We start from the raw sequence: 13539 nt of genomic DNA on the forward strand, positions 1-13539 counted from the left end.
CCGCGCCCCCGCCGAGGGGCCCCGCCGGGGGCGCCGGGCGCTGCCGCCGCGCAGGGGGCACCGGCTTCCCGGACGGGACGGAACCCGACGCCATGGCCGGGCGGAACGTGGCGGGCAGATCGGGCTCGGACGGGAAGTCGGACGGCGGGCGGGCGGTCACGGGGGCTGCCTCCTCGGCGGGCTGGTGGAGCTGGGGGCTTGGCACGGATCGGACGGGGTGCGGGTCGGGACGGAACACAGGCTGTACGGAACACAAGCTGTACGGAACACAAGCTGTACGGAGCGCGGATCGGTTGGCGCTGATCGGTCGGCATGGATCGGTTGGCGTGGAACCGTCGGCGTGGACCGGTCGCCGTGGACCGGGTCCCCGGCGGGACGGAGGGCCGCGCTACGCGTCCCCGGCCAGCCGCTCGATCGCCGCCATCGGGACCGGCAGCCAGTCGGGCCGGTGCCTCGCCTCGTACAGCACCTCGTAGACCGCCTTGTCCGTCTCGTACGCCCGCAGCAGCTCGGGCTCCGCACGCGGATCGGTGCCCGCCGCGATGGCGTACCCGTCGCAGTACGCCGACCGGCAGCGCGCCGCCCAGTCGGCGCGCCACGGCTCGTGGGAACGGGCCGCGTAGTCGAAGGAGCGCAGCATACCGGCGACGTCACGGACCGGCGGCTGCGGCCTGCGCCGCTCGGCGAGGGGACGCGCCGGCTCGCCCTCGAAGTCGATGACCGACCACCTGCCGTCCGGTGTGCGCAGGGCCTGACCGAGGTGCAGGTCGCCGTGGACCCGCTGGGCGGGACGGCCGCGCCCCGCCTCGTCGAGCCCGGCCAGCTCGTCGAAGGCGTTACGGAGCCCGGGAACGTACGGCACCAGCGCGGGCACCGCCTGCGCCGCCGCGTCCAGCCGTTCGGTCATCGCCTCGGCGAGCTGTCCCGTCTGGCTGCGCCCCAGCGTGACCGTCGGCAGGGCGGCGGCGAGCGCGATGTGCACCTCGGCGGTGGCCTGGCCGAGCGCCCGCGCCTCGGAGGTGAATTCGCGGCCCTCGGCCAGCGCGGCCAGCGCGAGCTGCCAGCCGTCCTGGGAGCCGCGCAGATAGGGCTGGAGGACGCCGAGAGTCAGCGGCTCCCCGCTGGGATCGGACGCCTCGAACCAGGCGACCGGCGCCGGCACCCGTTCACAGCCCTCGGCGGCGAGGGCCAGCGGCAGTTCCAGATCGGGGTGCGGGCCGGGGAAGACACGGCGCAGGATCTTGAGGATGTAGGCGTCGCCGTAGACCAGCGAGGAGTTCGACTGCTCGACGCCGAGCAGCCGCGAGGGCAGCCCGCCCGGCACGGTGCCGGCCCGGTCGAATCTCAGCGGCCCCAGCGCGCCGGGGGTGCGCAGCCGCTCCAGCAGCAGGTCGGCGAGGCGCGGGTCGTGCAGGCCCTCGTAGACCGCACGGCCGGCCAGCGGGCCGCGGGTCGCGTGGCCGACGAGCGCGGCTGCGAGGTGCGGCGGCAGGGATTCGCGGACGCCGAGGAGGAGCTGGTAGCAGTCGCCGGCGAGCGGGGAGGGAACAGCGGGGCCGACGGCCTGCTGCTCGACGCGTACGAGCAGATGCAGCAGCCCGGGTCCGTCAGGACCCATCGGCTGGAGTTCGGTGACCGTGACCGGTACGAAGCCGGTGACGCGCCTGCCCTTGCCGGCGAACCAGCGCTGCCGGGGCAGCCAGTCGTGGAGCAGCGGCGCGAGCGAGTTGATCAGCGCGTCGGCATGGGCGGCGGACATGGCCGCCGGAGCCGTGGGACGTGGGGTACTCCGGGTGGATGCAGCCTTCGACATGGCATCGCGTCCTTTCCCCGGGCACACCACAGGATGCGCTGAGTGTCCCGGATTGCGGCAATGGCTGTCCGGCTGTGCGGGACGTGTCGGGTGAGGATGATCCGTACGGACTCGAAACGGACTCGAAACCGGTTCGGACCTCAGGGGGCGTTCGGTGTGCTCGATGTGGGTCAGAGTGCCCCGTGCGAGGCGGCGGAAACCGCCTCGCACGTGCTCCATCGGTCAAGATCGGACAACATCGCTCAGTGAGCGGGCCACGGGACCGCCACTGGACGGCCAGGACCGGGCGCTACCCGGCCAGGACCGGGCGCTACCCGGCCAGGACCGGCAACGACCCGGCAACAACCCGGGCACGACCAGCAGCCAGGACCGGCCACGACCCGCCCCGACCGCTCAGCGCCACTCAGCGTCGGTCAGCGCCCCTCAGCTAGGCGTGCCGTCCTGCGAAACGATGTCGATGTCCTGCGGCGAGACATCCGTCGGAGCGATCTCCTTGGGCGCCGCGTCCTGCCTGAGCCGGAACCAGTAGAAGCCGTGCCCGGCCAGGGTGAGCAGGTACGGCCACTCGCCGATGGCGGGGAACCGCACCCCGCCGATCAGCTCCACCGGGTGCCGCCCGCTGAACTGCTGGAGGTCCAGCTCGGTGGGCTGGGCGAACCGCGAGAAGTTGTGCACACAGAGCACAAGATCGTCGCCGTTGCCCTCCTCGGACGGTGCCTCGCGCAGGAAGGCGAGGACCGCGGGGTTCGACGAGGGCAGTTCCGTATACGATCCGAGCCCGAAGGCCGGGTTCTGCTTACGGATCTCGATCATCCGTCGGGTCCAGTGCAGCAGCGAGGACGGCGAGGCCATCGCCGCTTCCACGTTGGTGACCTGGTAGCCGTAGACGGGGTCCATGATCGTCGGCAGGTAGAGCCGCCCGGGGTCGCTGGAGGAGAATCCGGCGTTCCGGTCGGGGGTCCACTGCATCGGGGTCCGTACGGCGTCCCTGTCGCCGAGCCAGATGTTGTCGCCCATCCCGATCTCGTCCCCGTAGTAGAGGATCGGGGACCCGGGCAGCGACAGCAGCAGAGCGGTGAACAGCTCGATCTGGTTGCGGTCGTTGTCCAGGAGCGGGGCGAGGCGGCGCCTGATGCCGATGTTGGCGCGCATCCGGGGATCCTTGGCGTACTCCGCGTACATGTAGTCGCGCTCTTCGTCCGTCACCATTTCGAGGGTCAGCTCGTCGTGGTTGCGCAGGAAGATGCCCCACTGGCAGCTCGTCGGGATCGCGGGCGTCTTCGCCAGGATCTCGGAGACGGGGTAGCGGGACTCACGCCGTACGGCCATGAAAATCCGCGGCATGACGGGGAAGTGGAACGCCATGTGGCACTCGTCCCCGCCCGAGCCGTAGTCGCCGAAGTAGTCGACGACGTCCTCAGGCCACTGGTTGGCCTCGGCGAGGATCACCGTGTCGGGGTAGCTCGCGTCGATCTCCTTGCGGACCCGCTTCAGGAAGTCGTGGGTGGCAGGAAGGTTTTCGCAGTTGGTGTTCTCCTGCTGGTACAGGTAGGGCACGGCGTCGAGTCTGAAGCCGTCGATGCCCAGGTCGAGCCAGAAACGCAGCGCGGAGACGATCTCCTCCTGCACCTTCGGGTTCTCGTAGTTGAGATCCGGCTGGTGGGAGAAGAAACGGTGCCAGTAGTACTGCTTGCGCACCGGGTCGAAGGTCCAGTTGGACGTCTCCGTGTCGACGAAGATGATCCGCGCGTCCTGGTACTGCTTGTCGTCGTCGGCCCAGACGTAGTAGTCGCCGTAGGGGCCTTCGGGGTCCTTGCGGGACTCCTGGAACCAGTCGTGCTGGTCGCTCGTGTGATTCATGACGAAGTCGATGATCACGCGCATGCCGCGTTGGTGTGCGGCGTCGACGAACTCCACGAAGTCGGCGAGGTCACCGAATTCGGGGAGGACGGCCGTGTAGTCGGAGACGTCGTAACCGCCGTCTCGCAGCGGCGACTTGAAGAAGGGCGGCAGCCAGAGGCAGTCGACCCCCAGCCACTGCAGGTAGTCCAGCTTGGCGGTGATGCCCTTGAGGTCACCGATGCCGTCGCCGTTGCTGTCCTGGAACGAACGCACCAGGACCTCGTAGAAGACGGCACGCTTGAACCAGTCGGGATCGCGGTCCTTGGCCGGGGTGTCCTCGAATGTATCGTGGACGGGCTCGTTGACGATCATGATGTGGGTGACCCTCCGATCGGCGGGGACGGTCGCAGAACCACGATGTGCGCGGGCGTGACGCCCGGCTCTAGGCGCACATAGTTGGCTCTGCCCCAGTGATAGGTCTCGCCGGTGAGCTCGTCGCGCACCGGGACGGACTCGTGCCATTCGAGGCCGAGCCGCGGCATGTCCAACGAGACCGTCGCCTCCTGGGTGTGGTGCGGGTCGAGGTTGACGACGACCAGAACGATGTTCGAGCCCGAACGCTTGCTGTACGCGATGACCGCTTCGTTGTCGGCGTGGTGGAAATGGATGTCACGCAACTGCTGGAGGGCCGGGTGCCTGCGTCTGATCCGGTTGAGGGTGGTGATGAGCGGGGCGATCGTGCGGCCCTCGCGCTCGGCCGCCTCCCAGTCCCGTGGGCGGAGCTGGTATTTCTCGGAGTCGAGATACTCCTCGCTGCCCGGTTTCGCGGGAGCGTTCTCGTACAGCTCGAATCCGGCATACACCCCCCAGGCGGGCACCATCGTCGCTGCCAGGACCGCCCTTGCCTCGAAGGCGGGACGGCCGCCCTCTTGAAGGTACGCGTGCAAGATGTCCGGCGTGTTGACGAAGAAATTCGGTCGCATGTACGCAGCGGACTCGCCCGACAGCTCTGTCAGGTACTCAGTCAGCTCCTGCTTTGTGTTGCGCCAGGTGAAGTACGTGTACGACTGTTGGAAACCCACCTTGGCGAGGGTCCGCATCATGGCCGGCCGGGTGAAGGCCTCGGCGAGAAAAATGACGTCAGGATCGCTCTTGTTGATGTTTCCGATGACTTTCTGCCAAAAAATGACAGGTTTTGTATGCGGATTGTCCACGCGGAAGATACGTACGCCGTGAGCCATCCAGTAGCGCAGCACCCGCACCGTCTCGCGCACCAGGCCGCGCATGTCCGTGTCGAAGGCGATCGGGTAGATGTCCTGGTACTTCTTCGGCGGATTCTCCGCGTACGCGATGGTGCCGTCGGCGCGGTGGTGGAACCACTCCGGCCGCTTCGTCACCCACGGATGGTCGGGCGAGCACTGGAGCGCGAAGTCGAGCGCGACCTCCATCCGCAGGGTGCGCGCCGTCTCCACGAAGTGGTCGAAGTCCTCGATCGTGCCCAGATCGGGGTGGATCGCGTCGTGGCCGCCCTCCGCCGAGCCGATCGCCCAGGGCACCCCGACATCGTCGGGACCGGGGGAGAGGGTGTTGTTCGGGCCCTTGCGGTGCGCCGTGCCGATGGGGTGGACCGGCGGCAGGTAGACGACGTCGAAGCCCATCGCCGCCACGGCAGGCAGCCGTTCGGCGGCCGTCCTGAACGTACCGCTGACCGGCGGCTCGCCCGGCTTGACGACGGCGCCCTCCGAGCGCGGGAACAGCTCGTACCACGAGCCGAACAGCGCCCTTCGGCGCTCCACCTGCAACGGAGCGGGACGGGACGCGGTGACCAGCTCGCGCAGCGGGTGGCGGGCGAGCGCGGCGTCCACCTCGGGGGCGAGGGCCGCTGCGAGCCGCGCCTCGGCGGTCAGGCTCTCGTCGCGCAGCGCGTCCACGGCGCTGAGCACGGCCTCGCGGCCGTCCTTCTTCGGTACGCCGGCGGCCGCGCGCTCGTACAGACCGGCGCCCTCGTCGAGGACCAGCGCGGTGTCGATGCCCGCCGGGATCTTGATCCCGGCGTTGTGGCGCCAGGTCGCGACGGGGTCGCTCCACGCCTCGACGAGGTAACTCCAGCGGCCCTCCTCGGTGGGAGTGACCTCGGCGCCCCAACGGTCGGTGCCGGGCGCGAGTTCACGCATGGGGGTCCAGGGACCGGGGTGGCCACCCGGGTCCAGGAGGACGACATTCGCGGCGACCGCGTCATGGCCCTCGCGGAACACGGTCGCGGTGACCTGGAAGGTCTCACCGCTCACCGCCTTGGCGGGGCGTCTGCCGCAGTCGACGAGCGGGGCGACGTCCAGGATGGGAATGCGACCGATCAGCGGTTTCAACGGATCACCTGAGGGCTGTGCGGGCTTGACAGGCAGGGCGGGTGCAGCAGGTGGAGCGGGTGAAGGGGGCTGTGGATTTTTCGATTTTTTCTGAGGATTTACTGTTCTTTGTAGCTGCTTGGTGGACGACTGACGGGGCCGGGGCATGGCCGCTCCTGTCCGCGTTCACTCGAATAGCGCTCGGATCGTGTGAGGACGCGCTCGTGTGCCGTGCGTACCGGAAGAGCCTTCCCACTATTTTCGGGTGAGCAATCCGGCGCTCTGTCAACTACCGGGGCATGGAAAAGCGAACAGAAACCGGCATGGAGGTGCCGATCACGGCCCAGGTCGCCGGTGTCGCGCGTTGCTCCAATCCTCTACCGGTGAGGCTCCCGGCGCGAGTGCGTTCGAAGATCCCGCCTCATATCCCGCATATCCCGGTACGGCGCACAAACACATGCGCGGATGCACGAATACGCCGTGTTCCCGAGGGGGGCGTGCGACTACCGTCGGGTGCGACGGCGGGGCGCACAGCGTGGTACGTCCCTCCTGGTTCGTCCGACCCCTGCGAAGGTGGAACACGTGAAGGCAATCCGTCGGTTCACCGTCCGCCCTGTCCTCCCCGAACCACTGCGACCGCTCAGCGACCTGGCGCGCAATCTGCGCTGGTCCTGGCACACCGAGACCCGCGAGCTGTTCCGGGCCGTCGATCCGGACGGCTGGCCCGCCGCCGACGGCGACCCCGTACGGCTGCTCGGCGCCGTCTCCGCCACGCGTCTGAACGAGCTGGCGGCCGACCGGTCCTTCCTGGACCGGCTGGCCGCGGCCGCCGACGACCTCCAGGCCTATCTGAGCGGCCCCCGCTGGTACCAGGAGCGGGACGGCGCCGCGGGAGGCGGCGGGGAGCTGCCCGCCGCGATCGGCTACTTCTCGCCCGAGTTCGGCGTCACCGCCGCCCTGCCCCAGTACTCCGGCGGCCTCGGCATCCTCGCCGGCGACCACCTCAAGGCCGCCAGCGACCTCGGCGTCCCGCTCATCGGTGTCGGTCTCCTCTACCGGCACGGCTACTTCCGCCAGTCCCTGTCACGGGACGGCTGGCAGCAGGAGCAGTACCCGGTCCTCGACCCCAACGAACTCCCCCTCACGCTGCTGCGCGAGGAGGACGGCGCCCCCGCCCTGGTCGCCCTGAACCTCCCCGGCGGCAGGACGCTGCGCGCGTACGTCTGGCAGGCGCACGTCGGCCGGGTCCCGCTGCTGATGCTGGACTCCGACGTCGAGGAGAACGGACCCGGCGAACGCGACATCACCGACCGGCTCTACGGCGGCGGCAGCGAGCACCGGCTGCTCCAGGAGATGCTGCTCGGCATCGGCGGGATCAGGGCGGTACGTACGTACTGCCGTCTCACCGGCCACCCGGCGCCCGAGGTCTTCCACACCAACGAGGGACACGCCGGCTTCCTCGGCCTCGAACGCATCCGGGAGCTGTCCGAGACCGGGACCGGCTTCGAGGCCGCCCTGGAGACCGTGCGGGCCGGCACCGTCTTCACCACCCACACCCCGGTGCCCGCGGGCATCGACCGCTTCGAGCGGCAACTCGTCGCCCAGCACTTCGGCGAGGACGGCGAGCTGCCCGGCGTGGACGTCGAGCGGGTCCTCGGGCTCGGCCTCGAGACCTACCCGGGCGGCGAGCCGAACCTCTTCAACATGGCCGTGATGGGCCTGCGCCTCGCCCAGCGGGCCAATGGCGTCTCCACGCTGCACGGTGCCGTCAGCCGGCAGATGTTCGCCGGGCTCTGGCCGGGCTTCGACCCCGAGGAGGTGCCCATCACCTCCGTGACCAACGGCGTGCACGCGCCGACCTGGGTGGCGCCCGAGGTCGCGGCGCTCGGCGCCCGCCAGATCGGCGCCGAGCGGGCCGAGCACGCCCTGTCCGTCGGCGGATCGCCCCGCTGGGACGCCGTCGCCGAGATCCCCGACGCCGACGTCTGGGACGTACGCCGGGTGCTGCGCGAGCAGTTGGTCACCGAGGTCCGGTCGCGGCTGCACGCGTCCTGGCGCCAGCGCGGCGCCGGAGCCGCCGAACTCGGCTGGATCGACGGGGTGCTCGACCCCGACGTGCTGACCATCGGCTTCGCCCGCCGCGTCCCCTCGTACAAGCGGCTGACCCTGATGCTGCGGGACCGCGAGCGCCTCACCAGGCTGCTGCTCGACCCGGAGCGGCCCATCCAGATCGTCGTCGCGGGCAAGGCGCATCCGGCGGACGACGGCGGCAAGCGGCTGGTGCAGGAGCTGGTGAAGTTCGCCGACGACCCGAGGGTGCGCCACCGCATCGTCTTCCTGCCCGACTACGGCATGGCGATGGCGAAGAAGCTCTACCCGGGCTGCGACGTCTGGCTCAACAACCCGCTGCGACCGCTGGAGGCCTGTGGCACCAGCGGGATGAAGGCCGCGCTCAACGGCTGTCTCAACCTGTCGGTCATGGACGGCTGGTGGGACGAATGGTTCGAGCCGGACTTCGGCTGGGCCATCCCCACGGCCGACGGCTCGGCCGCCGCAGACGAGAACCGGCGGGACGATCTGGAGGCCAACGCCCTCTACGAACTGATCGAGGACCGGGTGGCCCCGCGCTTCTACGACCGGGGCGGCGACAGCGGACTGCCCGACCGCTGGATCGAGATGGTCCGCCGTACGCTGGTCACCCTCGGCCCGAAGGTGCTGGCGGGGCGGATGGTCCGCGAGTACGTGGAACGGCTCTACGCCCCGGCCGCGCACGCCCACCGCGCGCTGGACCCCGCGACCGCCGCCGACCTCGCCGCGTGGAAGTACCGCACCCGCACCCTGTGGCCGTACGTCTCGGTCGACCATGTGGAGACCCTCGCCGCCTCCGCCGTCGGCGGATCGGCCGAACTCGGCTCGGCGCTCGCCCTGCGCGTCCGGGTCGGCCTCGGCGAACTGCGCCCGGACGACGTGGAGGTGCAGGCCGTCGCGGGGCGCGTCGGCACCGACGACACGATCGCGGACGCGCGGACCTTCCCGCTGAAGCCGGCGGGCGGCCAGGACGCGGAGGGCCGCTGGGTGTACGAGGGCTCGCTCGCGCTCGACCGTACGGGCCCCTACGGCTACACCGTCCGGGTGCTGCCCTCGCATCCGCTGCTCGCCACGAGCGCGGACCTCGGACTGGTCGCCGTGCCGAGCGAGACGGCGGGTGAGGGCGCGGGGGTGCTGATGCGCTGAGCGAACGGTGCGTCAGCGCCACCGGTCGAGGCGACGGTCGACGTGGCGGTGACGTGTCGGTCGAGGCGTCGGTCGATGTGCCGGTCGATCTGCCGGTCAGGGCCGGGCTCCGGAAGGGGTCCGGCCCTTGCCGTGTCCGCGTCCCCGCCATTGGTCCGGACCTTGACGTGTTCATGCGGCAGCCTTAAGTTCAGCCTTCAACCAGGTTCAGGAACTCCACTCAACATTCACATGGATGAACGCAGTGGTGAGGCGGAGTCGAGGAACACCCCCCACCGACCGGAAGGCCCCCGCTGATGCGCCTCAGATCCGTTCCCCGAGTCCTCGGACTCCTCCCCGCCCTCGCCGGTGTACTGGCCGCCGTCCTCCTGGCGCCCGCCACCGCCCAGGCCGCCCCCGCCGCGCCCCCGGCCGACACCAGCCCGGCCGTCGCCGCCGCCCCGGTGACCTTCACCCACCCCGGCGTGAACCTGAGCACCGGCCAGCTCGACTTCGTACGGTCCAAGGTCCAGGCGGGCGCGCAGCCCTGGAAGGCCGCCTACGACCAGATGATCGGCAGCAGTTACGCCTCCCTGTCGCGTACGCCGAAGCCGCGCGCGACCGTCGAGTGCGGACCCGTGTCCATGCCCAACAACGGCTGCACGGACGAGCGCGAGGACGCGATCGCCGCGTACACCGACGCGCTGGCCTGGTACATCACGCGTGACGACCGGTACGCGCAGAAGTCGATCCAGCTCATGGACGCCTGGTCCAACTCGGTCAAGAACCACACCCAGGACAACGCGCCGCTCCAGACGGGCTGGGCGGGCTCCTCGTGGCCGAAGGCCGCCGAGATCATCAAGCACGTCTACGGGAACTGGCCCAACCAGGCGCGGTTCGGCACCATGTTGCGCGACGTCTACCTGCCGATGGTCGTCAACGGCTCCAACCGCACAGGGAACTGGGACCTGACGATGCTGGAGGCGGCGGTCAGCATCTCCGTCTTCCTCGACGACAAGGCCAGCTACGACAAGGCGATCGGCCACTACCTGGAGCGCGTTCCCGCCTTCATCTACCTGTCGTCGGACGGGGCGTTGCCCAAGACCGTCGCCAGCCAGAACCTCAACACCCGTGACCAGATCGTCGGGTTCTGGTTCGGCGCGCAGAACTTCACGACCGGCATCACGCAGGAGACGTGCCGCGACTTCGTCCACACCGGCTACGGCATTTCGTCCATCTCGCATGTCGCCGAGACCGCGCTGCTCCAGGGCCAGGACCTCTATCCGCAGGTCGGCGAGCGGCTGCGGCAGGCGCTCGGCTTCCAGGCGAAGTACGAGATCCAGGCCGAGCCGGTGCCCTCAACTGTCTGCGGCGGCACGGTGAAGCGGGGCCTCGGGGCGGTCACCGAGGTCGGCTTCAACGCCCTGCACACCCGCCAGGGCATAGCGATGGCCAACACGCAGACGCTCACCGAGCGGCAGCGGCCCTCGGGGACGAACAACCTGTTCGTCGCGTGGGAGACCCTGACCAACGCCGAGAACCCCGTGGTCCCCGGCCCGGGCGGCGACGGCGGCACACCGCCGCCGGCGTCCCCGACCGGCCGGATCACCGGCTACGGCGGCAAGTGCGTGGACATCAACGCGGCCTCCTCGGCCAACGGCACGGCGGTCCAGTTGTACGACTGCAACGGCAGCGCCGCGCAGACCTGGACCGTCGCCTCCGACGGTACGGTCCAGGGGCTCGGCAAGTGCCTCGACGTGGCCGCCGCCGGCACCGCCAACGGGACCGCCGTCCAGATCTACGACTGCAACGGGACCGGATCGCAGAAGTGGCAGCCCGCCGCGAACGGCACGCTGGTCAACCCCCAGTCGGGGCGCTGCCTCGACGCGACGGGTCCCAGCTCGGCCAACGGCACGAAGCTGCAGATCTGGACCTGCTCGGGCGCGGCCAACCAGCAGTGGCAACTGCCGTCCGGTACCGCATAGGTCCAGACCTTGACGGTTCAGGTCTTGACGCGTCCATGCGACGGCTTTAGGTTCCTCAGTCAAGCAGAGTTCACAACTTCATTCAACGTTCATGTGTATGAATCGAGTTGGGAACGTCCATAGACCGGAAGGCACCCCCCACATGCGCCCCGGAATGATCCCCAGAGTCCTCGGCCTGGCCGCCGCCCTGGCCGGTTTGACGACGGCCGCCTTCATGGCCCCCGCCACCGCGGCGAAGGCCCCGGTGGCCAAGGCCGCCGTGTCGAAGCCGGCCGCCGTCGCCCCGGCCCCCGCCTCCTTCACCCACCCCGGTGTCAACCTCAACACCAAGCAGCTCGACTTCGTACGCTCCAAGGTGCAGGCGAACGCCGCACCCTGGAAGGCCGCCTACGACCAGATGATCGGCAGCAGTTACGCCTCGCTGTCGCGTACGGCCAAGCCGCGCGCGACCGTCGAGTGCGGCTCGTACTCCAACCCCAACAACGGCTGCACGGACGAGCGCGAGGACGCGATCGCCGCGTACACCGACGCGCTGGCCTGGTACATCACGCGTGACGACCGGTACGCGCAGAAGTCGATCCAGCTCATGGACGCCTGGTCCGGCACCATCAAGGACCACACCAACAGCAACGCGCCGCTCCAGACCGGCTGGGCAGGCGCCTCCTGGCCGAAGGCCGCCGAGATCATCAAGCACGTCTACGGGAACTGGCCCAACTCGGGCCGTTTCGACACGATGCTGCGCAACGTCTATCTGCCCAAGCTCATCAACGGCTCCAATTCCAACGGGAACTGGGAGCTGACGATGGTGGAGGCGGCCACCAGCATCTCCGTCTACCTCGACGACAAGACCAGCTACGACAAGGCGATCAGCCTCTACCTGACGCGCGTACCGGCCTATGTCTACCTCGCGTCGGACGGCGATCTGCCCAAGACCGTGCCGAGCCAGAACCTGAACACCCGGGACAAGATCGTCGGTTACTGGCAGGGCCAGGGCACGTTCGGCTCCTCCATGACGGGTCTCACGCAGGAGACCTGCCGTGACTTCGTCCACACCGGCTACGGCATCTCGTCCATCTCCCATGTCCTCGAAACCTCCAGGATCCAGGGCCAGGACCTCTATCCGCAGGTCGGCGAGCGGCTGCGGCAGGCGCTCGGCTTCCAGTCGAAGTTCCAGGTCGGCGCGTCCGGCGTGCCGTCCAACCTGTGCGGCGGCAAGCTGACGCTGGGCCTCGGCCCGATCACCGAGGTCGGCTTCAACAACCTCAACACCCTGCACGGTGTCGCCATGTCGAACACCCAGACGCTCACCGAGCAGCAGCGGCCCTCGGGCACGAACAACCTGTTCGTGGCCTGGGAGACGCTGACCAACGCGCAGAACCCCAACTAAGCGCTGTGACAGGAGGACCGGTGGCCGGCACAACACCGGCTACCGGTCCTCCTCGTTGTCGACGTCCGTCACGATCGCCTTGTCAGTGAGCCGGTCCGTGCGGAAACACAGGCGGTACGCGGGGGTCGCCGCGTACTTCCTCGTCCGGTAGTAGTCGCACCGGCCCACCCCGGACGGCTCGGGGCCGACGCCGTCGGGCGGGCCGTCCATCGCCCGCGCGGGCAGCCGCGTTTCCACATCGGCGCGCGAGTCGCCGACCCGCATCCGGTCGAACTGGGCGCGCTCCAGCACCGATCGCGTCTGGCCGTAGAACTGGAACCCCGACATCAGCGCGACGAGGACGGCGAGCGCCGCCACCGGCACCACGATCGTCTGCTTGAGTCCGCGCCGCACCCGCCGCCTCGCCCGGTCCAACTCCCGTGCGGAAGTAGGTGCTTCGGGATCCAGGGAATCGGCGCTCGGTACGGGCGGGCGCTCGCCGCTCAGCGGCAGCCTGGCCCGCACCGCGAATCCGTCCGCGCTGGGGCCATGGGTGAGCGTCCCGCCGGCGAGCCGTACGCGCTCGTCCAGGCCGACCAGGCCCGTACCGCCGGAGGAGCGGGCATGAGCGGGATCGGGATCGGCCGAAGTGCCGGGCGGGCGGCCCGAGTCGGTGACCGTGACCGTGATCCAGCGCTCCTCCCGTACGAGCCGCACCGCGACGGCGGCACCTGGTGCGTGCCTGGCCGCGTTGGTCAGTGACTCCTGGACCACCCGGTGCAGCGCCAGGCCGGTCATCGGCGCGAGCGGGGCCTCGGGCCCCTCGTCCGTCAGCTCCACGGCCATCCCGGACCCGCAGGCCCGCTCGACCAGGGCGGACACCGTCTCGTCGACGGGTGTGGCGGGCGCGCTCTCGCCGTCGGCCCGCAGCACCCCGATGATGTCCCGCAGCCGCGCCGTGGCGTCGGCGGCCGC

7 protein-coding genes and 1 pseudogene are annotated in these 13539 nt (G+C 69.8%); 4 read left to right on the forward strand and 4 right to left on the reverse strand.

The annotated features are described in order from the left end of the window. Nucleotides 1-388: 388 nt before the first annotated feature. The 3 genes from QR77_RS28850 to QR77_RS28860 form a co-directional block, all read right to left on the reverse strand. Nucleotides 389-1759, reverse strand: coding sequence for a phosphotransferase (locus tag QR77_RS28850; RefSeq protein ID WP_236711169.1), 1371 nt, complete (start codon nucleotides 1757-1759; stop codon nucleotides 389-391). Nucleotides 1760-2236: 477 nt separating this feature from the next. Next, nucleotides 2237-4027 carry a maltose alpha-D-glucosyltransferase gene (gene treS / locus QR77_RS28855; protein ID WP_173476365.1) on the reverse strand — a complete coding sequence of 597 codons (1791 nt, stop codon included), beginning with the start codon at nucleotides 4025-4027 and terminating at the stop codon, nucleotides 2237-2239. Next, nucleotides 4024-6012 carry an alpha-1,4-glucan--maltose-1-phosphate maltosyltransferase gene (locus QR77_RS28860; RefSeq protein WP_040028830.1) on the reverse strand — a complete coding sequence of 663 codons (1989 nt, stop codon included), beginning with the start codon at nucleotides 6010-6012 and terminating at the stop codon, nucleotides 4024-4026. Before QR77_RS28860 ends, treS begins: the two co-directional genes overlap by 4 nt. A 570-nt stretch (nucleotides 6013-6582) precedes the next feature. On the opposite strand from QR77_RS28860, the gene glgP reads away from it, so the two are divergent. The 4 genes and pseudogenes from glgP (at nucleotide 6583) to QR77_RS28875 (ending at nucleotide 12585) form a co-directional block, all read left to right on the forward strand. Then, nucleotides 6583-9234 (forward strand): alpha-glucan family phosphorylase, encoded by a 2652-nt coding sequence (gene glgP, locus QR77_RS28865; protein WP_040024954.1) that lies wholly within the window; start codon nucleotides 6583-6585, stop codon nucleotides 9232-9234. A 296-nt stretch (nucleotides 9235-9530) separates the two neighbouring features. Continuing rightward, nucleotides 9531-10757, forward strand: a pseudogene (locus QR77_RS28870) (alginate lyase family protein); the annotation flags it as partial. Next, entirely contained in the window at nucleotides 10758-11198 is a 441-nt protein-coding gene (locus QR77_RS49210) for a ricin-type beta-trefoil lectin domain protein (protein ID WP_269084366.1), read from the forward strand. 142 nt (nucleotides 11199-11340) lie between these two features. After that, nucleotides 11341-12585, forward strand: a complete 1245-nt coding sequence (locus QR77_RS28875) for an alginate lyase family protein (RefSeq protein ID WP_040024955.1) — start codon at nucleotides 11341-11343, stop codon at nucleotides 12583-12585. 39 nt (nucleotides 12586-12624) lie between these two features. On the opposite strand, the gene QR77_RS49215 is transcribed toward QR77_RS28875, so the two are convergent. Further along, on the reverse strand, nucleotides 12625-13539 hold a 915-nt coding region (locus QR77_RS49215), incomplete at its 5' end, for an ATP-binding protein (RefSeq protein WP_040024956.1).

Source organism: Streptomyces sp. 150FB (assembly GCF_000818195.1).
Lineage (GTDB): Bacteria > Actinomycetota > Actinomycetes > Streptomycetales > Streptomycetaceae > Streptomyces.